26 protein-coding genes are annotated in these 25,031 nt (G+C 71.9%); 11 read left to right on the forward strand and 15 right to left on the reverse strand.

Annotated elements, in window-relative coordinates:
- The first annotated feature begins 35 nt into the window (after positions 1-35).
- The 6 genes from ACFC51_RS28115 (at position 36) to ACFC51_RS28140 (ending at position 7,067) form a co-directional block, all read left to right on the forward strand.
- Positions 36-383, forward strand: coding sequence for a VOC family protein (locus ACFC51_RS28115; protein WP_376531511.1), 348 nt, complete (start codon positions 36-38; stop codon positions 381-383).
- Positions 384-740: 357 nt separating this feature from the next.
- On the forward strand, positions 741-2,234 hold the full coding sequence (locus ACFC51_RS28120; protein ID WP_376368899.1) for a glycosyltransferase: 1,494 nt from the start codon (positions 741-743) through the stop codon (positions 2,232-2,234).
- Between the two features lie 98 nt (positions 2,235-2,332).
- Positions 2,333-3,778, forward strand: coding sequence for a DUF6056 family protein (locus tag ACFC51_RS28125; protein ID WP_376531513.1), 1,446 nt, complete (start codon positions 2,333-2,335; stop codon positions 3,776-3,778).
- A 382-nt stretch (positions 3,779-4,160) separates the two neighbouring features.
- Positions 4,161-6,029 (forward strand): CocE/NonD family hydrolase, encoded by a 1,869-nt coding sequence (locus ACFC51_RS28130; RefSeq protein WP_376531648.1) that lies wholly within the window; start codon positions 4,161-4,163, stop codon positions 6,027-6,029.
- 151 nt (positions 6,030-6,180) lie between these two features.
- Positions 6,181-6,618 carry a glutaredoxin domain-containing protein gene (locus ACFC51_RS28135; RefSeq protein ID WP_376368901.1) on the forward strand — a complete coding sequence of 146 codons (438 nt, stop codon included), beginning with the start codon at positions 6,181-6,183 and terminating at the stop codon, positions 6,616-6,618.
- Positions 6,619-6,707: 89 nt separating this feature from the next.
- Positions 6,708-7,067: a DUF6204 family protein gene (locus ACFC51_RS28140; RefSeq protein WP_376368902.1), complete on the forward strand. Its 360-nt coding sequence runs from the start codon at positions 6,708-6,710 to the stop codon at positions 7,065-7,067.
- 97 nt (positions 7,068-7,164) lie between these two features.
- Here ACFC51_RS28140 and ACFC51_RS28145 read toward each other — a convergent pair whose 3' ends face one another.
- Complete coding sequence (locus ACFC51_RS28145; protein WP_376531514.1) at positions 7,165-8,310, reverse strand: AI-2E family transporter; 1,146 nt, start codon at positions 8,308-8,310, stop codon at positions 7,165-7,167.
- 194 nt (positions 8,311-8,504) lie between these two features.
- Here ACFC51_RS28145 and ACFC51_RS28150 point away from each other — a divergent pair, with 194 nt between their 5' ends.
- Positions 8,505-8,864 (forward strand): hypothetical protein, encoded by a 360-nt coding sequence (locus ACFC51_RS28150; protein WP_376368904.1) that lies wholly within the window; start codon positions 8,505-8,507, stop codon positions 8,862-8,864.
- 5 nt (positions 8,865-8,869) lie between these two features.
- Positions 8,870-9,199, forward strand: a complete 330-nt coding sequence (locus tag ACFC51_RS28155; protein ID WP_376368905.1) for a DUF6233 domain-containing protein — start codon at positions 8,870-8,872, stop codon at positions 9,197-9,199.
- 133 nt (positions 9,200-9,332) lie between these two features.
- Here ACFC51_RS28155 and ACFC51_RS28160 read toward each other — a convergent pair whose 3' ends face one another.
- The 12 genes from ACFC51_RS28160 to ACFC51_RS28215 form a co-directional block, all read right to left on the reverse strand.
- Entirely contained in the window at positions 9,333-9,890 is a 558-nt protein-coding gene (locus tag ACFC51_RS28160) for a transglycosylase SLT domain-containing protein (RefSeq protein WP_376368985.1), read from the reverse strand.
- A gap of 367 nt (positions 9,891-10,257) precedes the next feature.
- On the reverse strand, positions 10,258-10,863 hold the full coding sequence (locus ACFC51_RS28165; protein ID WP_376531516.1) for a DNA-binding response regulator: 606 nt from the start codon (positions 10,861-10,863) through the stop codon (positions 10,258-10,260).
- Entirely contained in the window at positions 10,860-12,071 is a 1,212-nt protein-coding gene (locus ACFC51_RS28170) for a sensor histidine kinase (RefSeq protein WP_376368907.1), read from the reverse strand. The genes ACFC51_RS28165 and ACFC51_RS28170 overlap by 4 nt, the downstream gene beginning before the upstream one ends.
- Positions 12,072-12,104: 33 nt before the next feature.
- The gene (locus ACFC51_RS28175) at positions 12,105-12,917 is read right to left on the reverse strand and encodes an ABC transporter permease (RefSeq protein ID WP_376531518.1); all 813 of its coding nucleotides are present in this window, start codon (positions 12,915-12,917) and stop codon (positions 12,105-12,107) included.
- A complete protein-coding gene (locus tag ACFC51_RS28180; protein WP_376531520.1) occupies positions 12,914-13,840 on the reverse strand; it encodes an ABC transporter ATP-binding protein in 927 nt (308 codons plus the stop codon). The genes ACFC51_RS28175 and ACFC51_RS28180 overlap by 4 nt, the downstream gene beginning before the upstream one ends.
- A 68-nt stretch (positions 13,841-13,908) precedes the next feature.
- A complete protein-coding gene (locus ACFC51_RS28185) occupies positions 13,909-15,546 on the reverse strand; it encodes an acyl-CoA dehydrogenase family protein (RefSeq protein ID WP_376368910.1) in 1,638 nt (545 codons plus the stop codon).
- Between the two features lie 28 nt (positions 15,547-15,574).
- A complete protein-coding gene (locus ACFC51_RS28190; protein WP_376368911.1) occupies positions 15,575-16,183 on the reverse strand; it encodes a TetR/AcrR family transcriptional regulator in 609 nt (202 codons plus the stop codon).
- Positions 16,184-16,352: 169 nt separating this feature from the next.
- A complete protein-coding gene (locus tag ACFC51_RS28195) occupies positions 16,353-16,991 on the reverse strand; it encodes a LysE family translocator (protein ID WP_376531522.1) in 639 nt (212 codons plus the stop codon).
- Between the two features lie 101 nt (positions 16,992-17,092).
- Positions 17,093-17,566 carry a nuclear transport factor 2 family protein gene (locus tag ACFC51_RS28200; RefSeq protein WP_376368914.1) on the reverse strand — a complete coding sequence of 158 codons (474 nt, stop codon included), beginning with the start codon at positions 17,564-17,566 and terminating at the stop codon, positions 17,093-17,095.
- A 344-nt stretch (positions 17,567-17,910) separates the two neighbouring features.
- Complete coding sequence (locus tag ACFC51_RS28205) at positions 17,911-19,056, reverse strand: RNA polymerase sigma factor (protein ID WP_376368915.1); 1,146 nt, start codon at positions 19,054-19,056, stop codon at positions 17,911-17,913.
- On the reverse strand, positions 19,053-19,472 hold the full coding sequence (locus ACFC51_RS28210; RefSeq protein ID WP_376531524.1) for a YciI family protein: 420 nt from the start codon (positions 19,470-19,472) through the stop codon (positions 19,053-19,055). Before ACFC51_RS28210 ends, ACFC51_RS28205 begins: the two co-directional genes overlap by 4 nt.
- A gap of 411 nt (positions 19,473-19,883) precedes the next feature.
- Positions 19,884-20,624 carry a class I SAM-dependent methyltransferase gene (locus ACFC51_RS28215; protein WP_376368916.1) on the reverse strand — a complete coding sequence of 247 codons (741 nt, stop codon included), beginning with the start codon at positions 20,622-20,624 and terminating at the stop codon, positions 19,884-19,886.
- Positions 20,625-20,924: 300 nt separating this feature from the next.
- Here ACFC51_RS28215 and ACFC51_RS28220 point away from each other — a divergent pair, with 300 nt between their 5' ends.
- Positions 20,925-21,374 carry a universal stress protein gene (locus ACFC51_RS28220; protein ID WP_376368917.1) on the forward strand — a complete coding sequence of 150 codons (450 nt, stop codon included), beginning with the start codon at positions 20,925-20,927 and terminating at the stop codon, positions 21,372-21,374.
- Complete coding sequence (locus ACFC51_RS28225; protein WP_376531526.1) at positions 21,371-22,474, forward strand: adenylate/guanylate cyclase domain-containing protein; 1,104 nt, start codon at positions 21,371-21,373, stop codon at positions 22,472-22,474. Before ACFC51_RS28220 ends, ACFC51_RS28225 begins: the two co-directional genes overlap by 4 nt.
- Before the next feature lie 199 nt (positions 22,475-22,673).
- Here the strand turns inward: ACFC51_RS28225 and ACFC51_RS28230 are convergent, their stop codons facing one another.
- Positions 22,674-23,024: a hypothetical protein gene (locus tag ACFC51_RS28230; protein ID WP_376368919.1), complete on the reverse strand. Its 351-nt coding sequence runs from the start codon at positions 23,022-23,024 to the stop codon at positions 22,674-22,676.
- 47 nt (positions 23,025-23,071) lie between these two features.
- Positions 23,072-23,677, reverse strand: coding sequence for a TetR family transcriptional regulator (locus ACFC51_RS28235; protein WP_376368920.1), 606 nt, complete (start codon positions 23,675-23,677; stop codon positions 23,072-23,074).
- A gap of 339 nt (positions 23,678-24,016) precedes the next feature.
- On the opposite strand from ACFC51_RS28235, the gene ACFC51_RS28240 reads away from it, so the two are divergent.
- Positions 24,017-24,862 (forward strand): SGNH/GDSL hydrolase family protein, encoded by an 846-nt coding sequence (locus tag ACFC51_RS28240; protein ID WP_376531528.1) that lies wholly within the window; start codon positions 24,017-24,019, stop codon positions 24,860-24,862.
- Positions 24,863-25,031 lie beyond the last annotated feature (169 nt).

Raw genomic sequence — 25,031 nt, forward strand, 5'->3', positions numbered from 1 at the left:
CGGGTCCCACACGAACGCAGGGTGAGGAGTCGCCGATGTCCGTCCGCCGTGTCATGCCCGACATCAACTCGGAGGCCATGGAGGAGAGCCGGGGCTTCTACGGGCTCCTCGGGTTCGAGGAGGTGATGAACCTCGGCTGGGTGATGACGCTCGCTTCACCCACCCATCCCACCGCGCAGATCACCTTCATGAGCCGCGACAGGACGGCACCGGTCGTGCCGGACATGAGCATCGAGGTGGACGACGTGGACGCGGCCTACGCGGCCATGCGGGAGAGCGGCGCCGAGATCGTGCACCCCCTGGGGGACGAGGAGTGGGGAGTGCGCCGGTTCTTCGTCCGTGATCCCAACGGCCGGGTGGTCAACGTGCTGAGCCATCGGTGACCCCGGTGCTCCCCGTGCTGAACCGTCGGTGAACCAGGCGCCCGTGTGCTGAGCCGTCGGTGAACCAGGGGCCCGTGTGCTGAACCGTCCGTGACCTCGGGGTGGTCGTCGCGCGGACCCCCGGTGAGCCGCCGGCCCGGACTTCCGAACCCCGCCTGAGGCCGCCGGTGCCGCGCGCCGGGCCGGCCGTCGCGCCCCGACAGGTGTGCGCCATTCGTGCGAAAGAACGCAACGGCCCGCGCGTTCGCGGCAGCGGCGGGAGGACCTCGCCGTTGGATGGGCCACCGGTGCGCAACGTGTGGGACGGAGGCGACCCGCGATCCCAGGTCCGAGCCCGAGGACGTCCGGAGGTGCCGCGTGACCGGCCTTCAGCTGTCGGTCGTCGTGCCCTGCTTCAACGAGGCCGAAGGAATCGCCTCCTTCCACGCGGCTCTGACAGCCGTCCTCGAAGGGCTCAAAGAGCCCTTCGAGATCTGCTACGTGGACGACGGGAGCCGCGACGGCACCCGGATGCTGCTCAGCTCCTTCGCCGCGCGGGACGACCGTACGCGCTACACGGCGTTCAGCCGGAACTTCGGCAAGGAGGCGGCCATGCTCGCCGGACTCCGCATGGCGCGGGGGGCCGCCGTGGTCATCATGGACGCCGACCTGCAGCACCCGCCCGGTCTCATCCCCCGCATGCTCGAACTGCACCGCCACGGCTACGACCAGGTCATCCCGCGTCGCGACCGCACGGGCGAGGGCCTGGTCCGCAGCACGCTCAGCCACACCTACTACGCGGTCGTGCGCCGCTGTGTGGACGTGGAGCTCCTCGACGGGACGGGTGATTTCCGGCTGCTGTCCCGTCGGGCGGTCCGGAGCGTCCTGTCACTGCCGGAGAGCAACCGCTTCTCGAAGGGGATCTTCTCCTGGATCGGCTTCGACACCGTCAGCTTCCGCTACCGGAACAGCGAACGCGTGGCGGGCCGGTCGAAGTGGGGGAGCAGAAGGCTGCTGAACTACGGCATCGACGGGCTCCTCTCCTTCAACAACCGTCCGCTCCGCCTGGCCATCTACACCGGCTTCTGGATCTTCCTCTCCGCACTGGCGTACGCGCTGTGGACCGTGGTGAAGGTCGTGCTGCACGGCGCGGACACGCCGGGCTACGCCACCCTGCTCACCGCGGTGGTGGCGCTCAGCGGCATCCAGCTGGTCACCCTGGGGGTCATCGGCGAATACGTGGGCCGCATCTACCACGAGGCGAAGCACCGTCCGCCCTACGTGGTGCGGGAGACCGACGAGAGCGGACCGGCGCTGCCGGTCCGTCCCGCTCCCCCGGACATCATGGATCTGCGGGAGCCCGCCGCGCCCCGGGCCCGCACCGTCCGCCAGTTCGGCAGTTTCGTCCTGGTCGGGTGCGTGAACACGGCTGTCTATCTCGGCGTCTACGCCGTACTGAACCGATGGATCCCCTATCTGGTGGCCCATGTCCTCGGGTACGCGGTCAGCATCGTGTGCTCGTTCCTGCTCAACTCCTACGTCACCTGCCGGACGAGGCCGACATGGCGGGCGTTCGTGCGCTATCCCGTGTCGAGCGCCGTCAACCTCGTGGCCTCCGGGGTGCTGCTGTACGCCGCGGTCGGCGGGCTCGGCATGGACAAGAACCTGGCGGCCCTCGCGGCGGGTGTCCTCGTCACCCCGGTCTCCTTCCTGCTGGCCCGGTGGGCGATCATGTCGGGCCGGCGCGCAGGCTCCGCGCCGGCCGGGGACGTCGAGGACGACGGGGATGCCGGAAACGCAGGGCGGACGCCCGGACGGACGATGATCGCTCCCCTCCCCGAACTCCCCCTCAACTCCTCAGAGGACCGGTGAGCCGCCATGTCCGACGGCACACCGGAATCCGCGGTCCCCGGCCCGCCGGACACCGGGCGACGCCGGACGTCCGTGAACCGCGGGGCGTGCCGGACCGCGTGCGGCCACCGCACACGCGGGACCGGCTCCGGCTGACGGTTCTCTCCCTCCCGCCCCTCGCCCTGCTCGCCGCCGCCGCGTGGTTCGGACGGTCGGTCCGGCCCGGTGCCGACGACTGGTGCTTCCTGCCCGCGGTGCGCGACGGGGGAATCGCGGGCCTCATCGGGCAGTTCTACTTCGAGGACAACGGGCGGGTCGCCAACGCGCTGCTCGTCGGTGCCTACGCGACGTTCCAGGTCCCCGGCCACCAGTGGTTCGGTCTTGTCACCGGCGCGCTGACGCTCGCGGTGTTCCGGGCCGTGACGGTCCTCGCCCTGCGGCGCGCCGGGCTCACCGTGCCGCGCGGGCTGCCGTTGCTGGTCGCCGCCATGGCGACCGTTCTCTTCCTGTTCGCCACGCCCAACACGTACAAGACGTTCTACTGGCCGGCCGCGTCGGTCTCGCACACGATGCCGCCCGTGCTTGCCTGCGCCGCGCTGCTCCCGTTCCTCGCGGCCCGTTCGCGCCGCGGGAGGGGCGTGGCGCTCGCCGTCGTGGCGTTCGCCGGCCTGGCCATCGGCACCCTGTCGGAGGAGACCGCGGTCGTCGTGGCGGTGCTGCTGGCCACCGCCCTCCTCCTCAGCCTCCGTGGAGCCGCGGGGCCGGCGCGCACCTTCCTCCGCCGGTGGTGCGCGGCGGGGATGGCCGGAGTCGGCGCCGGTGCCGTCGTCCTGGTCACGTCCCCCGGCTCGCAGCACCGGCGGGAGCGGTTCGGGGCGGGTACGGCGTCCATGGTCGCCCCGGAGTCGCTCGCTGCCTCTCTGCGCGGGTTCGGGGAGATCGTCCTCACCGTGGTCACCACCTGGCCGTACGTCGGGGCGCTCGCGGTGGGGGTGCTCCTGGGCCTGCTGTGCCGAACCCCGGACGGGAACACGCCCCGTCCGCCCGTCGGCCGGCCCCTGACGGCGTGCGCCGGAGTCGCCGCGTTCCTGGTGTCCGGATACGTCTGTACGGTCATCGCCCACCCGGTGTTCCAGGACCGGGTGAGTGCACCCAGCGCCGCCCGCCTCTGGAACGACTACCTCCTGCTGTTCGTGGCCCTGCTGATCGGTGCCGGCGCGCTGCTGGGGCTCGCGGCCGGGAGGCAGGCGCGCACGGCGACCGGCCTGCTCCGGGCCGTGTGCGCGGTGCTCTGCGTCGTGGCCTGCGTCGGCCCGGCCGTGGGGCTGCTCGATCTCGACGCGGAGCTGCGCGCACGGGCCGTGAAGTGGGACGCCCAGGACCGTCGGCTTCGCGAAGGGGCGGGGGCCGGTGCGGAGGTCCTCCCGTACGAGCGGCTCGTGATCAGCCAGATGCTGGAGCCGTTCAGCCGGCGGGGCCGCTCCTACTGGCCCGGAGAGTGCGTCGCGGACTACTACCGGATCGACCGCGTCACCGACGCGACCCGGAAGGCCCCACGACCGTGAGCGGAGGCGCCGGACGACGGTTCACGGGTCTGGTACGGCGGGCCGACGGCCCGGTCCGTGCCCCTCCGTCCACCCGCCGCCTTGTCGTGGCCGGGTGACCGTTCTCTCCCTGCCAGGTCGCCGGGGACGGCGCTCCCCCGCTTCCACGCGCCCGGCTCGCGAAGCCGGTCCCATCGGCAACACACGTGGCCCACCTGCATATTGAAGCCACCCCGGTACGATCATAGACTTCGTCACCGTCGGCTCCGGCTCGTCCCCGCGACTGCGACCCAGCACCGTGGATGTGCGCGCGACCACCGTCGCACCCGTCACGGCGGGCCGGGTGCCGCTGCTCGGCCTGCACCACTGCGTGACCCCGTACCCACCGAGCCGGGAGAAGCATGTGAGAGCACGTCGCACGGCCGGACGGGCCGCCTCAGCACTTGTCACGAGCCTCGCACTGACCGCCGCCCTCGCCGGCCCCGCCGCCGCATCCGGGCCGACGGCGGAGCAGGGGCCAACCTCCATCGCGGCCGTCCCCGTCACCCACCAGGAGAACGACCGGGTGCCCGAGGGGGCGCGCTGGACGCAGCACTACTTCCCGTCCTCGGACCGTTCCGGGACCGAACTGCACGCCGACGTCCTGCTGCCCGAACGGCTGCCGAAGAAGGCCAGGGTTCCGGTCGTTTTGTCGGTCGGGCCGTACTTCGGTCACTCCGGGCAGTCCGGCGCCGAGGGCTGGACGCACACCGGGCCCTCCACCCGCTTCCAGGACTTCGTCGAGGGCACCGACCTGTTCGACCAGGGCTATGCCTTCGTCATGGTGGACCTGCGCGGCTTCGGCGGGTCGACCGGCTGCCTCGACTGGGGCGGACCGGGTGAACAGGCGGACGTGAAGGCGGCCGTCGACTGGGCGGCGAGACAGCCCTGGTCCACCGGCTCGGTCGGTCTGTACGGCAAGTCCTACGACGCCGTGACGGGGCTCATCGGCAACAACCTGGACCAGCGGGCCCTCAAGGCCGTCGTCGCCCAGGAACCCGTCTGGGACATGTACCAGTACATCTACTCCAACGGTGTGCCCCGCCCGAACGTCACCGGGACCGCCAACGCCTACAACTCCATCGCCACGCTCGGCCAGCTGCCGGACGACGACGCGCACTACCTGGCCAACTCCCGCTACGAGGACGACCATCCCGAGTGCCTGGCACAGAACTCCGCCGGGTACCGGATCGCCGACCAGGACGATCCGCACTGGGTGTCCCGCGACCTCGCGAAAGCGGCCGAGGGCACCGACACCCCGCTCTTCGTGACCCAGGGGTTCGTCGAGAACAACACCAAGCCCGAGGAGATGCAGGAGTACCTCGACAACCACCAGGGCCCGGAGCGCGGCTGGGTCGGACAGTGGGACCACGTACGCGGCGGTGACCGCACCTCCGACGGCCGTCTGGCCATGGGCCGGGAGGGCTGGTACGAGGAGACCCTCTCGTTCTACGACCAGTACCTCAAGGGTGTCAGGCCGACGGTCCGTCATCCGGCCTACGCCGTCGAGGACTCGACCGGCGCGTGGCGGGCCCAGAAGACCTGGCCGGTCGTGGAGCGCCGCGTCACCCTGTCCCTCGGCGGAGGCTCCTACGTGGACGACGGCGGCCTCTCGGGTATCGCCTCCCTCGGCCCGTCCGGCGGATCTGCCACCGGGAAGCGCCCGGGGAGTTCCGACGCACGGGACATGGAGCATGCGCCCGCCCCGGAGCCGGCGGCGCCGAAGGGACTGCCCGAGGGGCCGGCCCGGCTCCAGGAGGCCGGGAAGGTCACGTCGAGCTACTTCGTGTGGTCCGAGGCGCTCGCGAAGGCGGTGCGGGTCACAGGGACCCCGCAGGTGAGCCTGAAGGCCGAGGGCGAGGGCAACGTCATGCTCAAGTTGTACGACGTCGCCCCGGACGGCACCGCCGTCATGTTCGACGAGCAGGTCTCGCTGCTGGCCACGGGCAGGCTCACCGTCGATCTCAAGGCCACCGACTGGACCCTGGGAGCCGGGCACGTCCTGGCCGTCGAGGTCGGCTCCGTCAGGACCGGCTCCTGGCGCGACACGCCTTCCGGCGAGACGATCGAGGTCGAGGGGGCGCAGCTCCGGCTGGCCCTGGACGACCCGTCCGACGACATCGCGACCGGTGGTGCCCGGTCACCGTATCTGGACACCTACCTGCGTCAGTACACGGTGAACCTGCCCGCCGGCCGCGGCACGTTCACCGTGGTCCCCCGGGGACGCCTCTGACCTCCCGCGCCCCGGGGCCCGCCGGTTCCGAACGGGCAGCTGATCCCCTGGAACGGCGGCGGGCGGGATGTCCTCCGTGGTCCGGTGTCCCGAGGGCCGTCCGCCCCGGGCGCCGGATCGCGGCACGCGGCCACCGATAGCATGCGGCCTCATGATGCGCGCCTGGATGCTGTCGATGTTGCTCGTGCTCTGCGGCGCGTTCGTCGCGATCTCGCTGTTCACCAGAGGGTTGCCCGGCACCGCCGTCGTGCTCCTGCTGCTGTTCGTCGTGCTCGCGGGGACGTATTCGCCGCTGGCGTTCCCGCGGTCGATCGGCGCCGCGGAGGCGCAGCGTCGCAGCGCGGCGGACGGCCGTCCGGTCGTCTACTGGCGGCCGGGCTGCGCGTTCTGCATGCGCCTCCGGTTCCGGCTGGGCCGACGGGCGCGCCGGCTGCACTGGGTGGACATCTGGCGCGACCCGGCGGGCGCGTCCGTGGTGCGGGCGGCCAACGACGGCGACGAGACCGTACCGACCGTGGTGGTGGCAGGCCGGCCGCACGTCAACCCCGACCCCGCGTGGGTGCGCGCGCAGGTCTCGCCGCCGAGGTGACCTCCGGAGCCGGCGGCCCGTGTGCCCCGGACCGTGCGCTCCGGGAAATCCGGTGGCTTCCTGCCCCGCCGGCTGGCTAGGGTCCTGGGATGAGTACGCGTACGTTCCGTATCACTGTCCGCGGTGTTTTCGACGGGCTCACCACCGACCAGCGCGCCGAGCTCCTGGCCCGGGCCGCGGAGCACGACGTGCTGCGCGCCGCGTTCACCCCCGAAGGACACCTCAGCTACGACATCACCGCACGGTCCGCGTTCACCTTCCGCTTCCAGGACTCCGGGGAGGAAGAGGAGGACATCCTCGAGGCGACCGAGCGGGCCGAAGAGGCGGCGAAGGCATGGCTGGCGCAACGGGGATACGGCTACAAGAATCTCCGGTCCCAGGCCGAGGACCTCTCCCAGGCGGCCCTGGGCAAGAGGCAGCGCCGCGAAGCCGCGCAGAAGTACACCTGAGCACCGCCGCCCGGCGCTCGGGGGCCCGTCCGTCACCTGCCGGCATCACGGCAGATCACGGACGGGCCCGGCTTTCCCCGACGCCGGGCGGGCCTCGTCACACGGCGACGCGCGGGTTCTCCGGGTCGGCGTCCGGAGCCGGGTCCTCGCCCGGAGCGGGGCCGCTGTCCGGGTCCGGGCCCGGCTCTCCGAGCTGCTCCCGCACGTAGTTCCACACCACCGCGATGAGCGCGGCGGCGGGCACGGCGAGGAGGCTGCCCACGATTCCCGCGAGGCTGCCGCCGAGCGTCACCGCGAGGAGGACGACCGCGGCGTGCAGGCCGAGCCCGCGGCTCTGGATCATGGGCTGGAACACGTTCCCTTCGAGCTGCTGCACCACGACGATGATCGCCAGCACGATCAGTGCGTCGGTCGGCCCGTTGGACACCAGGGCGATCAGGACCGCGACGAAGCCGGCGAAGAGGGCTCCGACGATCGGTACGAACGCGGACACGAAGGTCAGGACCGCCAGCGGGAGCACCAGCGGCACCCCGACGATCCACAGACCGATGCCGATGAGGACGGCGTCGAGCAGGCCGACGTACGCCTGGGAGCGCACGAACTCGCCCAGCGTCGCCCAGCCGCGCGCGGCGACGGTCGGAACATCGGTGGCCAGGCGACCGGGCAGCTGGCGTTCGAGCCAGGGCAGGAACCGGGGGCCGTCCTTGAGCATGAAGAACATCAGGAAGACCGCCAGGACGGCGGTGACCACACCGTTGACGACCGTGCTCACCCCCGTGACGACGGTGGTCACCATGCTGCCGACGCTGTCCTGGATGCGGGCGGTCGCTGAATCGAACGCCCCGGTGATCTGGTCGTCACCGATGTTGAGCGGCGGACCCGAGGCCCATTCGCGCAGCTTCTGGATGCCTTCGACCACGCCGTCGGCGAGTTCCCCGGACTGGGAGGCCACCGGCACCGCGATCAGCGCCACGACTCCCCCGGCGACCAGGAGGAACGCCACGGTCACCACCGAGGCCGCGAGAGCCGGGGGCCACCCCCGCCCGCGCAGGTGGCGGACCGTGGGCCACGTCAGGGTGGTGAGCAACAGGCCGACGACGAGGGGCCAGACGACCGACCACATGCGGCCCAGGAGCCAAATCGCGGTCGCGGCCATGACAAGGACGAGGAGCAGCTCGACCGAGACGCGCGCCGACGTACGGAGCGCGGCCCGTGTCTTGGTTGAGCTCAGCATGACAGACATGCGATCACCCTATTGGCCGCCACCCCCTCCGCGGACGGGCTCCCCCCGTACCCACCGGCCCACCTGGTTCACTCCTGCCGGAGAGCCGGTGCGGACACATCCGCAGACCGAGGAGGGCGGCCGTTCGGGTGGGCCGGCTCCTCCGCGTCGGCGCGCCCTCGCATCAGCAATTCGAACAGACGTACCATTCACGGGTGACCACGTACGACTTCCCCCAGGACCTGTGCGACGCCCAGCTCGCCCTGCACCAGACCCGCGCCGCCTACGAGCAGTACGCCCGGACCCTGCCGTGGTCGGCCGAGCCCATGCCCGGGTGGGAGGGCGACAAGCAGGTGCACAGCGACTACCGGTCCTCCAAGCCCGACAGCCCCGGCTACACCGAGGAGCAGCACCGGGAGGTCGCCGCGTTCCGGGCCCGCTTCCTCGAACTGAGCATCACGGTGTCCACGCATCCGTTCTGGGCGACGCTGGAGCGCAGTGCGGTGGTCGCGGGGCGTATGGCGCTCAAGCACACCCACGAGGACGCGGCGGCGGCCACGGACGGGGCGGTCTGAGTCCGATGTCGGAATCCGGCGGGATATCGCGGCTCGAGAAGTGGCGGGCCACACGGGAGTACCTCGCGTGGCAGCTCAGGTGTGCGGACCAGAAGGTCCGGGAGCTCGAGAGCCAGGAGAAGGCCGACCTGCGCCGGCGGGAGCAGGCTCGGGCCGAGCAGTCGTGGAAGATCCAGCCCCAGCGCTCCAGCGACAGCGCGCTGCTGCACCGGGGGTCGTGCACGTTGTACAAGAACGACTTCGGCTACATCGACCGCCAGGACGCACTCGTCGCCTTGGCGGAACCCGGCATCGAGGCGTGCCAGATCTGTACGCCACAGACGGGGCTGCGGTAGCTCCTGCGGGGTCCGGGCACGGCGAAGCCCCGGCTGGTCGGGTGACCGGCCGGGGCGGTGACGCGTGTGGGCGGAAGCCCGGGCTGTCCGGCCGGCTCCCCGGGGAGGGCCGTGCAGCCTTCGCTGCCTGTGATCAGTAGGCGGAGTCGACGTTGTCGATGGAGCCGTACTTGTCGGCGGCGTAGTTGGCGGCCGCGGTGATGTTGGCGACCGGGTCGGTCAGGTCCTTGGACGTACCGTCGACGTGGAAGGCCTCGAACGTCGGCTGGATCACCTGCAGGAGCCCCTTGGAGGGCGTCCCGTTCTGCGCGTTGACGTCCCAGCCGTTGGCCGCGTCGGGGTCGCCGCCCGACTCACGCATGATGTTGCGGTGCAGGCCCTCGTAGGTGCCCGGGATCCCCTCGGCCTTCATGATCTTGAGGGACTTGCGGATCCAGTGGTCCAGCTTGTCCGAGTCCGACGCCGCCTTGCCGGCCTTCTTGGCGAGGGCGTCGGCCTGCGCGGACACTCCGGTTGCCGAGACCCCGGCCGTGGTCACACCGTGCGAGGCCGGCTCGGCGGCGTGCGCCGGGGACGGAGCGAGAGTCAGGGCCGCTGCTGCGGCTCCGGCGACGCAGAGACCGGACACCGCGTACGTACGGATCCGGGCGGCACGGGTGACAGGGGCGAGGGACTGAGCGGACGTACGGATAGAACACTCTCCTTGCTGCGATGACAGGACGGCCACGGGACCGGTGGCGGAGCGGACGTGCGCGGCGAGGTCCGTACGGACTCGTGCGCCGCTCGACCGGCTCGCCGGGTCGGCTCCCGGGCTCGAACCATGGTTAGCGGCACGCCGGGGAGAGGGCAATGCCCCCTGTTACTACGTGTCTACGTAGGACCGGGCCGGGAGGCCGGCCGACGCGCTCGTGCGGCGCGGGGCCCCGCCACCAGGCCTACTACCGCGCCTCGTATGTGATCTGCGCCCTATGGGTCGGCTCACAAGACGAGCGGGTTCCGGGGGCCTGCCGAGGCGGTCGGAGCGTCGTCACCGCGCGCATGACCCCGGGGACCGCGCCTCAGAGCCATCCGCGTTCGCGGGCCGTGCGGGCGGCGACATGGCGGTTCTCGGCGCCCAGTTTCATCGCCGCGGAGGAGAGGTAGTTCCGGACCGTTCCGGCGGACAGCCGGGCGCGCGAGGCGATGTCGCCGACCGGCGCCCCGTCCTCGGCGTACGACAGGAGTTCAGCCTCGCGCGCCGTCAGCGGTGACTCGCCCACGGCGATGGCGTCGGCTGCCAGTTCCGGGTCGATGTAGCGGCCGCCGGTGTGGACGGTGCGGATGATCTCGGCCAGGTGGTGCGCGGACACCGTCTTGGGCACGAAGCCGCGCACCCCGGCACCCAGCGCGCGCTTCAGGGCACCGGCCCGGGCGTGACTGGTGACGATCATCGAAACGCAGCCGGGCAGGGTGTCGCGCAGTTCCGCGGCGACGGTCACGCCGTCGGGGCCGGGCATCTGGAGGTCGAGGACGGCGACATCGGGGCGGTGCACCCTCGCCATGGCCAGGGCTTCGTCGCCCGTCCCGGCCTGCGCGACGACCGTGATGTCGTCCTCCAGGGCGAGGAGGGAGGCGAGGGCGCCCCGGATGAGGTGCTCGTCGTCGGCGAGCAGGACCGTGATCATTCTGCGTCCTCCCACGGGATGTGTGCGGTGAGGCGGAAGATCCCGCCGGGCTCGCGTGCGGTCGTCAGGGTGCCGCCGAGGACGGCCAGACGCTCCCGCAGCCCGGTGAGTCCTGTGCCTGTGCCGGGTGGTGTGCCGGCCGCGCCGTCGTTCTCCATCACCAGCAGGGCCGCGGCCGGTCCCGCTGTGCGCAGCGACACGGTGCAGCGGGAAGCGCCCTGCGCGTGGCGCAGCACGTTCGTGGTCGCCTCCCGGACCACCCAGCCGATGGCTGTCTGCACTCCGGAGGGAAGACGGGCCGCCGGTCCGTACTCGATGCGGCAGTCGATGCCCGCCGCCTCCAGGACGGAGCGCGCTCCGGCGAGCTCGGTGTGCAGATCGGCGGTGCGGTACCCGCGGACCACGGACCGGATCTCCCGCTGCGACTCCTGCGCGATCCGCTGCACCTCCTCCATCTGCTCGACCGCCTCGGGTCGGCCGCGCCGCGCCAGCTGTGCCGCGAGCTCACTGGTGAACGCCACGACCGCGAGGTTGCGGCCCAGTACGTCGTGCAGGTCACGGCCGAAGCGCAGCCGCTCCTCGGCCACCGCCAGCCGTGCCTGTGTCTCCCGCGCAGCGGCCAGTTCCTCGACCAGCCGGACGCCCCATCCGGTGGCCCGGAACGCCGCTCCGAGGAACGGCACGAGCAGCACGGTGCCGCTGACCACGACGGCCAGGGCCGAGCCGTCGAGACCCGCCGCGACGGCTCCGGCCAGGGACCCGATCGTGACGACTGCGACGAGGACGGCGCCTGCCCGGGGCGGCAGCGCCAGGACGGTCGGTCCGGAGTAGAACATCAGCAGCCACAACAGGCAGGAGGCCAGTTCGCGGTCGTCGATGCGGCCGGTCGACAGCAGCACGCACCCCAGGGCGGAGATCCCCGCGGTCACCGCCGCGTACAGCACCACGAGCCGGCCGGGCCGTGGACCCGCGTCCAGGTAGTGCCGCAGGGCGGCACGGCTGAGCAGCGTCTGGATCACGGCATGGACCACGCCGAGTACGGCGACCGTTGCCGGCGTGGAGGCGCCGGCGTCCGTCGTCGTCGCCCAGAGCACCCAGAGCCCCACCTCGCAGACGGGGAAGAAGGCGACGCTGGCGAGTGCGGAGCGGCGGTACCGGCGGAGGCCGTCGGGGCCGCCGAGCCGTTCCACCCAGTCGTTCACGCTCATGGTCTCAGCTCTCCCGTTCCGGGACCGCGGTACTCAATGGCGCGGGCCCCAGCGGAACCACTGCCGCACGCCGAGGGCCGCCACACCTGTCCAGGCCAGCGCGGCGAGCACGAGGCGCCCCTGGTCCATGATCCCGAGATCGCCCGTCCAGGCCCCCCTCAGGAGGTCCGTCACCGGTGAGAAGGGCAGCCACGCGCTGATGTCGGCCACCACGCCGGGCAGGACCTCACGCGGTACGAACATCCCGGAGCCGGCCATGCTCAGCAGCCAGAACGGCAGGAAGGTCAGCTGCGCACTCTCTGCCGTCCGGGTGACCGCGGCGGTCAGCGCCGCGGCGGCCACGAGCAGCGCCCCACCGGTCAGCAGCCCGACGACGACCAGGTGAGGGGCCGCGGGCGCGGGCGCGTCCAGGGTCACGGTGAGGCCGATGACCAGCAGCACGCACTGCACCAGTGCCAGCAGCAGCGCCGGGAGCGCACCTCCGGCGAAGATCTCCCAGTCGCGCACCTCGCCCGTGCGCAGCCGCTTGAGCACGAGGCTCTCGCGCCGGGTGACGTAGACACCGACCAGATTCGCGTAGACGGAGAAGATGAGCGCCAGCCCCAGTGCACCGGGCAGCAGGACGGTGGCGATCGACAGGCCGGTGCCGCCCAGGTCCAGGCTCCTGACCATGCCCCGCATCGAGAAGGCCGTGACGGCCGGCACGAGGAGCGCGGTGATCAGCGCCGCCCTGCTGCGCAGCAGCAGGGTCAGCTCCGCGCGGCCGAGGGCGGCCAGCCGGGCCCCGGCACCGCTCCGCGCAGGCGCGGCGGCCTCAGGTCGTGTCACACCTGCGGTCGTGGTCATCGTGTCTCCTCGTTCTCCAGGCCCCTGGCGATCTCCATGAACGCCTCCTCCAGGGAGGCCGACCGGGCGTCGAGGGCCCGGAGCTCCACTCCGGCGTGGTGCGCCCACGCGAGGAGCTCGGTCGCGGTGCGCTGCAGCTCCCTGGTCTCCAGCCGTACGGTCCGACCCTCGGTCTCGTGCCGGGTCACGCCCATCGCCGCGAGCGGCGGCAGTTCGCCCAGGAACCTGTCGGCCGGCAGGTCGAAACTGATGCGGGAGGGCCGCTCGGCGACCACGTCGGACACCCGTCCGGTCGTGGCGATCAGCCCACGGTGCATGATCGCCAGCCGGTCGGCCAGCTGCTCCGCCTCCTCCAGGTAGTGCGTGGTGAGCAGCACGGTCGTGCCCTGGGCCTTCAGCTCCCGGATCAGCTCCCAGGTGTCCCGGCGGGACTGTGCGTCGAGCCCCGTCGTGGGCTCGTCCAGGAACAGCACCTCCGGGCGGCCCAGCAGGGCGAGAGTGAGGTCGAGGCGGCGGCGTTCACCACCGGAGAGCTGCTTGACCCGTACGGTGCGCCGGTCGCTCAGGCGGGTCAGTTCGAGGGCTTCGCCGGCCGGCCGGGCGCCGCTGGTGCAGCCCGCCCACATCCGCACGGTCTCCAGGACGGTCAGCTCCGTAGGGAAGCCGCCCTCCTGCAGCATCACTCCGACCCGGGGCCGGACCGCCGCCCGGTCGCGGAACGGGTCCCGGCCCAGCACCCGCACGGTTCCCCCGGAGGGCACGGCCTGCCCCTCCAGGAGCTCCAGGGTGGAGGTCTTCCCCGCACCGTTGGTGCCGAGCAGGGCGAACAGCTCTCCGCGGGCCACGGTGAAGTCGACGCCGCGTACGGCGTCGAACCCCCGATAGCTGCGCCTCAGTCCGACGCTCTCGATGATTGCGTTCATGCACTCCAGGCTCTCGGCGGGGCGAGCCGGGCGGCAGTGCGGTCTGTCATCGGTTCACATGACATCTCTCATACGGGGAGGCGTTCCATCAGCCCGCCGAAGTCCGTGCCTGCGGCCAGGGTCCCGAAGGCCATCCCCTGGTCCCCGGCCAGGCGTGACGCGCAGAACGCGTCGCCGACGGCGGCGGGCGCGTGCCGGACGAGGAGGGAGCCCTGCAGCACGAGCGCCGCGCGTTCGATGACGCGGCGGGCCCGCAGGGGGGCGTCCGCCGTGTCGGCGAGCTCTCCCTGGAGTGCCCGCCAGGCGGCGTCCAGCCGGCGGTCGGCCCCCGCCGCCGGCTCGATCTCCGCGCGGAACGCCTCCAGGGACTCGGGTTCACGCGCCAGCGCCCTCAGCAGGTCCAGTGCGTTGACGTTGCCGGAGCCCTCCCAGATGCCGTTGAGAGGTGCTTCGCGGTAGAGGCGCGGCATGCCGGACGCCTCGTCGTAGCCGTTGCCGCCGAGGCATTCCAGAGCCTCTGCCACGGCGGCGGGCTGGCGCTTGCAGACCCAGTACTTGCCGGCCGCGGTGGCCAGGCGGAGGAAGGCGCGCTCCTTGGAGTCCCCCCGCCGGGCCCGGTCGGCGGCACCGGCCAGCCGCAGCCCGAGTGTCGTGGCGGCCTCGGACTCCAGCGCGAGGTCCGCCAGCACGTTGCGCATCAGGGGCTGGTCGATCAGCTTGGCGCCGAACACCGACCGGTACCGGGCGTGGTGGACGGCCTGGGCGAGGGCGGCACGGGTGCCCGCCGCGGAGCCGAGGACGCAGTCGAGCCGTGTCATCGTCACCATCTCGATGATCGTCCGTACGCCCTTGCCCTCGTCGCCGACGAGCCATGCGACGGTGTCGTCGAACTCCGGTTCGCTGCTGGCGTTGGAGCGGTTGCCCAGCTTGTCCTTGAGGCGCTGGATGCGGAAGGTGTTGCGGCTGCCGTCTGGCAGGACGCGCGGGAGGAGGAAGCAGGAGAGGCCGCCGGGTGCCTGCGCCAGCACGAGGAACAGGTCGTTCATCGGGGCGCTGGTGAACCACTTGTGCCCGCGCAGCCGCCATGTCCCGTCGCTCTGCTCGGTGGCGGTCGTGGTGTTGGCACGGACATCGGTGCCGCCCTGCTTCTCCGTCATGCCCATCCCGGCGAGCAGGCCGCCTTTCCCGGCGGGGGGCCGCAGCCCGGGATCGTAGACGCGCCCGGTGAGCAGGGGCTCGTACGTCTTGGCGAGGTCCGGGGCGTGGCGGAGGGCCGGGACCACCGCGTACGTCATCGAGACAGGGCACAGGTGTCCCGGCTCCAGCATCGTGGTCAGCATGAAGCCGGCGGCCCGTGCCACGTGGGCGCCGGGCCGCTCGTCGGCCCAGGCGGCGCCCGCGAGGCCCTCGCTCACCGACGTGTCCATCAGGGAGTGGTAGGCGGGGTGGAACTCGACCTCGTCGATGCGGTGGCCGTAGCGGTCGTGGGTGCGCAGTTCGGGTTCGAACCGGTTCGCCTGGTCCGCGCGGTGCTGCGCCTCCTCGGAGCCGACCAGGCGGCCGAGCCGGTGCAGGTCGTCGAGATGCCACGCGGCGCCCTCCCTCCGCACGCCGTCGAGGAGCACCGGGTCGTCTGCGGCGTCGTGGCCCGCCAACGGCGGTGCCTGGTTGGTCACTTCGTGGGTGGCGGAACCGGTCGTCGTCATCGGGCTTCCTCCGGGAGCGGATCGGGGGTCAGGTGGCCGGGGCGCCCGCGCAGCGCAGCGCGGTGGCGGTGAGATCGGCGAGCAGTTCCTCGGTGGCTCCCGCGTCAGGGGCGGAGAGCGGGTCGACGAGCACCTCCCCGATCGCCCCGGTGAGGGCGGCCGCGGTGATCCCGGCGTTCTGCGGCGGGAGTTGTCCCGCCGCCATGCCCCCGTGGATCACGTCGGCGAAGAGGGCGCGGTAGCGGCGCCGGAACGCGAGACGCTCCGCGCCCACCGCGGGTTCGGCGGGTGCGGCGAGCAGCGCGTAGGCGAGGCCTCTGTTCTCCAGGGCGCGACGGGCGAAGACCTCGGCTCCTCGGCGGAGCCGTTCCACGGGGTCGCCCGGGCCGTGCAGCACCTCGCCCAGCACCTCGACCTCACGTCCGGCGGCGCGCCGGAAGACCTCGACGGCGAGCGCCGCCTTGGACGGGAAGTGCTGGTACACCGAGCCGGCCGCGATGCCGGCGGAGTCGGCCACGGCGGTCACGGACGCCTGTGACCAGCCCACTTCCGCGACGACCGCGGTGGCACAGGCGATGAGGTGCTCCCGCGCGGCTTCGAGCCGGCTGATCTCGGCGGGGGTCTTGCGGTAGGCCATGCAAGGAGTGAACCATCATTCAAAGCTTCCCGCCAGGGTCGACCAGGTCGGGGCGAGGACCTGGACTTGATGCGGCTGCACGGGGACGGCGGGGCCGGAAACTGAGCGACAGCCGGCCGCGGTCCGGACACTCCCCACTCCCCGTTCGCAGGACAGCCCCTCCGCGCGGTCAGTCCTTGCGGCCTGTCGTCGCGACCGTGAGGCCGAGGCCGATCATCGTGATCCCTCCGATGCCCCCGACCAGGGAGAGCCGCCGGGGCGAGCGGGCGAACCACTCCCGGCCGGTGGCAGCGGCCAGCCCCCACACGCTGTCGCTGGCCAGCGCGATGACGGTGAAGACGAGCCCCAGCAGAAGCATCTGAACCACCACATGCCCTTGGGCGCGGTCGACGAACTGCGGCAGCACCGCCGCGAAAAAGACAATGGTCTTGGGGTTGGCCACACCGACCATGAAGCCCTCCGACAGCGTGCGCAGGCTTCCCCGCGCGCCCGCGGCACCGGTGAAGGCGGCCTGCAGCGAACCCCGTTGCCGCCACGCCTTGATCCCCAGGTACACCAGGTAGGCGGCACCGGCCGTCTTGAGCACCGTGAAGACGAGGACGGAACGCTCCACGATCGACCCGACGCCGAGCGCCACGGTCGCGACGAGGACGTATGCGCCCAGGGTGTTGCCCACGACGGTGGTCAGCGCGGCACGGCGCCCCTGCGCCAGCGCCCGGCCGATCACGAACAGCACGCTCGGACCAGGGATGATGATCAGCACGAATGACATGGCCGCGAAGGCGAGCAGACGCTCAGGAGACACCATGGCGGCCATGTAAGCACGGCCGGACGTCCCCTCTCACCCCCCTTTTCCTCTGCCTTGGGAGGACCCGAGCCGGGCGGAGCCACCCCTGTGCCGGGGCGGAGCTACCCGTGTCGCGCGGCCGGGCGCAGGTGCCGGCCCACGTCGCCGACGAGAGTGATGCGGACCCGCCGATCGACGAAGCGCCACTCCCCGCCGCGACGCTCGAACCGGTCGTGGTAGCGGCCCCCGGCGATGGCCTGGAGCGGCAGATCCGGCAACGCCTGCCACACGGTCACATACGAACGCGAGGCCGCCGTACCCGCATCCTCGTCCACCTCGACGGAGAGGTTCGTGGTGACGTGCTGAGTCCGCGGAGTGCCGTCGGCGTAGACGATGAGGGTGTCCTGGAACATCTTCCGGATCGCCTCGCGGCCGCTCACCGTCCCACCGCCTCCGGTGAAGGACGCGTCCGCGAGCAGGTCGCCCAGCCCTTCGAAGTCACCGTCGTCCACGAGTTCGGCATAGCGGGCGATCAGATTGGCTACGGCCCGGTCGCCCGGGGGCCGGCGTTCGGACGTACGGGCCTGCGTGGACACGGTCTGCCTCCAGAGGTATCAGCGGTGCGAAGTACGCCCCGGCGGGATGTGGACGGTCATCACCTGGTCGCAGGTCTTCGTGCCGGAGCCGTGCAGCTGTGAGCCACGTTCCCGGCAGAGGTTGCGGTCTGTCCGGGTTCGACGGAGGCCTGCGGGCTGCGGCATCTGCTCCTTCCGCACGGCGAACAGACCGCCGTACGATATCTCGGCCCGTCCCGGCCTTGCGCCGCCGTGCACGCTGACGCGGACCGGACCGGACCGCCCGGGAGGCCCCGCTCAGGTCCGGTGCCACGCCGTGCCCGTGTCCGTACTGCGCCCGTGCCGTAGCGGAGGTGCGTTGCACGTCAGCGGCCGCGCCGGGCGTTGAGCCGGGCGGCCTGACGTGTCAGATGGTCGCGCTCCGCGAGGTTGGGTGCCTTGTGGGCCGCCTCGGCGTAGAGCTGTGCCGCCGTCTCCAGGTCACCGTCGCGCTCATGGAGGTACGCCGCCACAGCTGCATGCCGGGGAACCGAGTCCGGCAGCGCGGCGAGCGCCGCCAGACCGGCGCGCGGTCCGTCGGCCTCGCCGAGGGCAACCGCGCGGTTGAGCCGGACGACCGGGCTGTCGGTGAGGTGGGCGAGCTCGTCGTACCACTCGACGATCTGCACCCAGTCGGTCTCCTCCGCGGTGGGTGCGTCGGCGTGCAGCGCCGCGACGGCGGCCTGTGCCTGGAATTCCCCCAGCCGGTCGCGGGCGAGAGCCGCCTGCAGGATCTCCACGCCCTCGGCGATCGACGCTGTGTCCCACCGGCTCCGGTCCTGCTCGGCGAGCGGCACCAGACTGCCGTCGGGCGCGGTCCGGGACGCGCGGCGGGCGTGGTGGAGCAGCATGAGGGCGAGCAGTCCCGCCACTTCGGGGTGGTCGATCGAGGCGGCGAGCTGCCGGGTGAGCCGGATGGCCTCAGCCGCGAGGTCGACGTCACCGGAGTAGCCCTCGTTGAAGACCAGGTAGAGGACGCGCAGCACCGTGGCGACGTCGCCGGACTGCTCGAACCGCACGCCGGAGACCGTGCGCTTGGCACGGCTGATGCGCTGCGCCATGGTGGCCTCGGGGACCAGACAGGCGTCGGCGATCTGCCGGGTGGTCAGCCCGCCGACGGCGCGCAGCGTGAGCGCGACGGCCGACGACGGGGTCAGCGAGGGGTGGGCGCAGAGGAAGTACAGCTGGAGCGTGTCGTCCGCTGCGGGAGCCGGCCCCGGGGCCGGCTCCTCCTCGACACGGTCCTCGCGACGGCGGCGGGCGGCGTCCGAGCGGGTGGCGTCGAGGAACTTGCGCCAGGCCGCGGTGACCAGCCAGCCCTTCGCATCCCGCGGAGGGTCGGCCGGCCAGACCCGGACCGCCTCGACCAGGGCGTCCTGCACGGCGTCCTCGGCCGCCGCGAAGTCGGCTCCGCGGCGGACGAGGACCCCGAGCACGCTCGGCGTGAGGCTCCGGATCAGAGCCTCGTTCATCGATGGGGGCAGTCGGTGACGGCCGGCTGCGCGCTCAGGAACGGGCGCAGCTCGAGCCACTCGTGGATCGGCCTGCCTCCCGCTCCGGGGGCGGCCGACAGCTCCCCGGCCAGCTCGACGGCGCGCTCGTAGCTGTCGACGTCGATCACCATCCAGCCGGCGATGAGGTCCTTGGTCTCCGCGAAGGGCCCGTCGGTCACGGGCGGGCGCCCCTCGCCGCCGTACTGGACGAACGTCCCCTCAGGGGCGAGCGCCTGGCCGTCCACGAACTCACCGCTCTTCTCCAGCCGGTCGGCGAAGTCGCTCATGTACCGCATGTGGGCGGAGACCTCCTCCGGGGTCCACTCGGTCATCGGTACGTCGTTGACCGGGGCCGGAGCGCCGCGGTAGTGCTTCAGAAGCAGGTACTTGGCCATCGTGATCTCCTCGGTGCTGGTGGGGCCCTGTCGGCCGCCTTCACCACGGGGACGGAGCTGGTCCCGGGTTCTCGACATCCTCTCCGAGATTATTTCCGTCCGTGCTTCACGAGCGTGCAGGACCGCATCCTTCGCGCGTCCCCTCGGCCGCGGCAGCCGGCCGGCCGGGCGCCGGACATGAGCAGGCGGACAGCCGATCCCCCGCCGGGTACAGGGCCGGCCGGGCCGGACACGCCGGGCATCGGTAGCGATGGCCGGACACGCCGGACACCGGCAGCGGGTCGGACACACCACCGCGCCGGGAGGCCGGGGCGGACACCCCCCCAGCCGCCGACCACCGTGGCCTGCGCCGTCGGCCGGCACGGGAGGTGCGGGCCGCACCCGGCCGCCCCGGGGCGGGCGCACCAGGGGTCAGGCTCGGCAGCGCAGCATCGTCAGCGGCGGGTTGGCGGTGCAGTCCTCCCAGAACTCCTTCCCGTACGCGCGGAGGCCCTCGGCGGAGATCTCCAGCGGAACCCACGCGATCTCGCTGAATCCGGCCGCACCCAGGCACTGCTCGTAGACGTCCCGGCTGGGCGGGTTCGCCTCGAAGGAGATCGGCGGGTCGAGGAGGGCGGTGATCCGTACGCGCGGCCCGATCGCGGTCTCCTCGCCGAGCGACTCGCACAGGAAGCCGTACTTGGCCAGTGAGGGTCCGCCGAAGCGGAAGTCCGGGTTCTGCATGAGGACGAAGAGTTCGCCTCCGTCCTCGACGCTGCGGTGGATGGCCCGGCACATCCGCCCGATGGTCTCGACGTCCTCGGCGTAGTTGAACAGCTGGACCGCGATCGCGAGGTCGAAGCGCTGCTCGAAGGCACGCAGGCCGGCGACGTCACCGACCTCGTAGCGCACGCCCAGAGGGGCACGGTCCTCCAGGGCCCGCGCCGCGTCGACCATCGCGGAGGAGATGTCGACGCCCAGCACATCGGTGGCACCGCGGCGCTTGAACTCCCTGCTGTAGAAGCCGGTTCCGGAGGCCAGGTCGAGGACGGACCTGCCGGTGACGTCGCCGACGAGGGCGAGAAAGCCGGGAACCTCCGCGTAGCGCGCGAGGGGAAGGGTCTTGAAACCCTCGAACGCCTCGCCGATCCCGTCGTACAGCTGACCACTCATCGTGTGTCCCCCTTCGGCGGCCGGCGTCGGCCTTCATGACAGGCCGACGCCCCTGGCGGGAAGTCTCCCTCCCGCCGGCCGGGATGCCGCATGGGGGATGACCCGAAGATGCGACGGTCCCCCTGTGTCCTGATGTGACGACCGGGCGCGCACCGTTCGTAGGACTCGACACCGGGTGCGCTGAAGGGGTGGCTCAGGAAGGACGATCGGACAGGAGCGGCTCGTTCTGCCCCTTGCCCGGCGGGCCCGCGCGCCATATCTTACCCGGGAGTAAGTTTACTCCCTGGTAAGGAGGGTGACTTGATCGCCTACCGGACTGTCATGGTCGGCACGGACGGGTCGGAGTCGTCGTTCGCAGCCGTCGAGAAGGCTGCCCGGCTCGCCGCCGTGTGCGGGGCCGAACTCGTGATCGCCTGCGCCTACGCACCGATGCGCGGACCCGAGCTCGCCCTGGCCCAGGACCAACTGGGGTCCGAGGCCTATCAGGTGATGGGCTCGGCACCGGCCGAGGACACCCTGCGGATCGCCAGGGACCGGGCCCGCGCGCAGGGTGCGACAGAGATCCGGTCGGTCGCCGTGCAGGACGAACCGGTCCCCGCACTCGTACGGATCGCACGGGAGTCGTCGGCCGACCTCCTGGTCGTCGGGAACAGGGGGCTGCGTTCGCTCGCCGGACGCATCCTCGGTTCCGTGCCGGCGGACATCGCGAGGAAGGCCGGCCTCGACGTGCTGATCGTGCACACCACATGAGCGCGACAGAGCCGGCGGAAGACGCGACGGAGCCCTCCGGCCCGGACGATCCGCAGAGGACCGTCGAAGCGGTACTGCTCGGTGGCGGCCGCGTCTGGACGAGGCGGGACATCGCCGAACGGTCCGGGGTCGGACCCGGACGGACCGCCCAGATCTGGCGTGCGCTGGGGTTTCCGGTGGCCGACGAGGACGCCAGGGTGTTCACCGACGCCGATGTCGAGGCACTCCGTGCGGGCGAGCGGCTCATCCGGGCCGGCCTCATCACCGAGGAGAGCGAGACGATGATGGCGCGCGCCCTCGGGCACCATCTGTCCCGGCTCGCCGAGTGGCAGGTGCACACGCTCTGGGCCTGGATGCAGCACGACTCGGCCGCCCCTTGGGACGACGAGGAGCTGATGGGCCACGCCGCGGCGCTGCTGCCCGAGATCGAACTCCTCCAGCGGCACGTCTGGCGCCGCCACCTGGCCGCGTCCACCGGGCGGCTTCTGGCCGAGACGCAGCGGGATGCACCGGCCCGGCGCGATCCGGGGAAGGACGAGGCGGGCGGGACCTCGCCACCCCGTGAGGGTGCCGACGTCCGCGACCGGGCCGTGGGATTCACGGACATGGTCGGCTACACCCGGATGACCCGCGGACTGGACAGCACCGAACTCGTGCAGGTGCTCGACCGGTTCGAGGGCCTGACCGGCGACGTGGTCGCCGAGGGCCGGGGCCGGGTGGTGAAGACCATCGGCGACGAGGTGCTCTTCGTATGCGAGTCGGCACAGGCGGCCGCGGACATCGCCCTGGAACTCGCCGCCCGCGCCGAAGCGGAACAGGCACTGCCGCGACTGCGGACGGGACTGGCCCACGGCGCCGTACTCAGCCGATTCGGCGACGTCTACGGGGCAGCGGTGAACATCGCCGCCCGGCTCACCGCGGTGGCCCGCCCCGGCACCGTCCTGGTCAACACGGTGCTGGCGGGCGAACTGGCAGGCATGGCCCCGTACGAACTGAAAGTGCTCCGCCCGGTATCGGTGCGCGGGTACAGCAGACTGCGACCGGTGCTGCTGCGCCCGGCACGGCCCGCCGAGCCCCGAACCGGCACGCGCACCGGGTGACGCGCTCGGGCGGCCGGCGCACCCGTCGGTCGCGAAGGGCGGACCGGCGCCGCGACGTCCGTACGCCGCGAGAGCGGGATCCAGCGTCACCTGCCCGCCCGCTCCCTGGCCCGCCCTCGCCGGCACGACGGGCATGCCCGGCACGGACGGGACGCCGGGTTGGGCCGCTCCGACGGCAGTCTCCCGGCGTCCCGTGCCGTCAGTTCAGCGCGACAGGAGGCGGCGTGCCGTAGAAGGTGAGCGGGGGCCAGCCCTTGGACTGAGCCAGGGCCGAGAGCGCCTGGGCCACCTCCAGCGGGGTGATGTCCTGCGCGGACGGCAGGCCGTTCGGCTTGTCGACGCGGACCGTGAAGGTCATGTCCATCATCAGGTCGCTCTCGGACATGCTCGCCTCGGCCCGGAACTCCGTTCCGTCCGTGAAGTCGACCGTCGCCGTCGCCTCGTCCGCCGCAGCCTCCGTGGCCTCGGCCGACCCTGCGGACGCGAAAACGGCCCCCGCCGCTGCCGTCCCCGAGTACCCCAGCAGCTTGCGTCTCGATAGGTGCGACACAACCCCTCCTCCCGTCGGTCCTCCGGGGATCCGAAGGACCGAATCGATCATAGGAACGAGGAGCCTGCTGCGGAGGGTGTTTCGAGAAGGCGGGATCCGGAGGCGGGTGGTGTCAGCACGTGCTGGATCAGTGCGCCGTAGTAGGTCACCAGGGTGGAGCGCTCGGTACCGAGCAGCGTCTCGTCGCGTGCCACCCACAGGGAGTGGAGCAGTCCCGCCGCGACCGAGGCCGCCAGGCGGGCACGGATGTCGGCATCCGGCCCTGACAGCCGGGCGCGCAACGGTTCGATCAGGACCTTCTCGTGGGTGTCCTTGAGCCGTTGGAGGATCTCCGGCTCGTTGCTGCCGCGCACCAGGGCGAGGAACACTCCCCGGGCGCCGCCGTCGAGGCCGAGGACCAGGTCGACGAGACGCTCACCGAGCACCTCCACGGGGACGTCCAGGAGCGGTTCGTCGTCGATGGTCAGATGCATCGTCTCCAGGAACAGCAGTTCCTTGTTCTTGAAGTGACGGATCACCAGCGCCGGGTCGGCTCCGGCCGCCGCCGCGATCTGACGGACGGTCGCTCCGGCGTATCCCCGCTCCTGGAACAGCCGGGTGGCTGCGGCATGGATGGCCCCGCGCGTCGTGGTTCCTGATCCGGGCTGCGCCATGTGCCCCAGAGTAGGCCCGACGACCACCCCGGCGGGCGGGGATCCCTGCGTGACGCCGAGGGGCACGCGGCCGGCTCGACGACGGCCCGGGAAAGTTGTGTCAACTTAGTTGACGCCGCAGCGGGGGTGGCCCACATTACCTAGGGGTAGCACCGGGCGGTAACCGCGCCCGAGGCGTCCGACGGGAACCGGCGCGCGCACCGCAGACCGCCCCACCGGTGTCGGTGCCACCCCGCTCGAGCCGCTCCTTCGCCGCGGGACCGGCTGCCGCGAGGCAGTCGAGACCCCTCCCGCACCGCCATCGAGAAGAGAGAGCACATGACCAGAACCCGTACTGTCATGGCCGCATCAGCTCTGACCTGTGCGCTGGCCCTCACCGCCGCCGGGACCACCACCGCGCACGCTGCGACGCCTCTGGACTACGTCGCCCTCGGCGACAGCTACAGCGCAGGCTCGGGTGTCCTGCCCGTGGACCTGTCCAATCTGCTGTGTCTGCGTTCCACCGCGAACTACCCCCACGTCATCGCCTCCGCGACGGGCGCCCGGCTCAAGGACGTCACCTGCGGCGCCGCGCAGACCAAGGACTTCACCCACTCCCAGTACCCGGGCGTGGCCCCCCAGGCCGACGCGCTCAGCGCGGACACCGACCTGGTGACGTTCACGATGGGCGGCAACGACAACAGCACCTTCATCAACGCCCTGACCACGTGCGGCACGGCGGGTGTCCTCAGCGGCGGGAAGGGCAGCCCCTGCAAGGACAAGAACGGCGACTCGTTCGACGCCCAGATCGAGGCGAACACCTACCCCGCCCTCAAGTCAGCACTGCAGACCCTCCGGGCCAAGGCGCCCAACGCCCGCATCGCCGCCCTGGGATACCCCTGGATCACGCCGGCCGCATCGGACCCGTCCTGCTTCGCCAAGCTTCCCATCGCCTCCGGTGACGTGCCCTATCTGCGCGCCATCCAGTCCCACCTGAACGCCGTCGTCGAACGCGCCGCCGAGGAGACCGGTGCGACCTACGTGGACTTCGCCGCGGCGTCCGAAGGCCACGACGCCTGCAAGGCGTCCGGAACGCGATGGATCGAGCCGCTCCTGTTCGGCACGAACATCGTCCCTGTCCACCCCAACGCCCTGGGCGAGCGGCGCATGGCCGAACACACGATGTCCGTACTCGGCCTGGACTGACGTCCCACCTGCTCCCGGCCGGAACAAGGGAGTGGTACGCGCACGGGCCCGTCCGGGGTGGCCGCCCCCTCCGGGCCCGTGCTTCGCTCACCAAGGAGCTTTCCGCAGGTCGTGTTGCTCCGCCTGCTTCGTCGGCCCACTGACGCCGAGTCCGCCATCCAGGTCCGGA

It is taken from the genome of Streptomyces sp. NPDC055962 (assembly GCF_042270185.1).
GTDB lineage: Bacteria > Actinomycetota > Actinomycetes > Streptomycetales > Streptomycetaceae > Streptomyces.

Excerpts from the sequence above, each read along its gene's own strand:
- ACFC51_RS28185 (WP_376368910.1), bottom strand. The coding sequence starts at position 15,546 with ATGACGACGACCGGTTCCGCCACCCACGAAGTGACCAACCAGGCACCG.
- ACFC51_RS28180 (WP_376531520.1), bottom strand. The coding sequence starts at position 13,840 with ATGAACGCAATCATCGAGAGCGTCGGACTGAGGCGCAGCTATCGGGGG.
- ACFC51_RS28145 (WP_376531514.1), bottom strand. The coding sequence starts at position 8,310 with ATGTCTGTCATGCTGAGCTCAACCAAGACACGGGCCGCGCTCCGTACG.
- ACFC51_RS28235 (WP_376368920.1), bottom strand. The coding sequence starts at position 23,677 with ATGGCGCAGCCCGGATCAGGAACCACGACGCGCGGGGCCATCCATGCC.
- ACFC51_RS28215 (WP_376368916.1), bottom strand. The coding sequence starts at position 20,624 with ATGAGTGGTCAGCTGTACGACGGGATCGGCGAGGCGTTCGAGGGTTTC.
- ACFC51_RS28225 (WP_376531526.1), top strand. The coding sequence starts at position 21,371 with ATGAGCGCGACAGAGCCGGCGGAAGACGCGACGGAGCCCTCCGGCCCG.
- ACFC51_RS28155 (WP_376368905.1), top strand. The coding sequence starts at position 8,870 with ATGTCGGAATCCGGCGGGATATCGCGGCTCGAGAAGTGGCGGGCCACA.
- ACFC51_RS28135 (WP_376368901.1), top strand. The coding sequence starts at position 6,181 with ATGATGCGCGCCTGGATGCTGTCGATGTTGCTCGTGCTCTGCGGCGCG.
- ACFC51_RS28140 (WP_376368902.1), top strand. The coding sequence starts at position 6,708 with ATGAGTACGCGTACGTTCCGTATCACTGTCCGCGGTGTTTTCGACGGG.
- ACFC51_RS28190 (WP_376368911.1), bottom strand. The coding sequence starts at position 16,183 with ATGGCCTACCGCAAGACCCCCGCCGAGATCAGCCGGCTCGAAGCCGCG.
- ACFC51_RS28115 (WP_376531511.1), top strand. The coding sequence starts at position 36 with ATGTCCGTCCGCCGTGTCATGCCCGACATCAACTCGGAGGCCATGGAG.
- ACFC51_RS28195 (WP_376531522.1), bottom strand. The coding sequence starts at position 16,991 with ATGGTGTCTCCTGAGCGTCTGCTCGCCTTCGCGGCCATGTCATTCGTG.
- ACFC51_RS28240 (WP_376531528.1), top strand. The coding sequence starts at position 24,017 with ATGGCCGCATCAGCTCTGACCTGTGCGCTGGCCCTCACCGCCGCCGGG.
- ACFC51_RS28175 (WP_376531518.1), bottom strand. The coding sequence starts at position 12,917 with ATGACCACGACCGCAGGTGTGACACGACCTGAGGCCGCCGCGCCTGCG.
- ACFC51_RS28170 (WP_376368907.1), bottom strand. The coding sequence starts at position 12,071 with ATGAGCGTGAACGACTGGGTGGAACGGCTCGGCGGCCCCGACGGCCTC.
- ACFC51_RS28205 (WP_376368915.1), bottom strand. The coding sequence starts at position 19,056 with ATGAACGAGGCTCTGATCCGGAGCCTCACGCCGAGCGTGCTCGGGGTC.
- ACFC51_RS28210 (WP_376531524.1), bottom strand. The coding sequence starts at position 19,472 with ATGGCCAAGTACCTGCTTCTGAAGCACTACCGCGGCGCTCCGGCCCCG.
- ACFC51_RS28165 (WP_376531516.1), bottom strand. The coding sequence starts at position 10,863 with ATGATCACGGTCCTGCTCGCCGACGACGAGCACCTCATCCGGGGCGCC.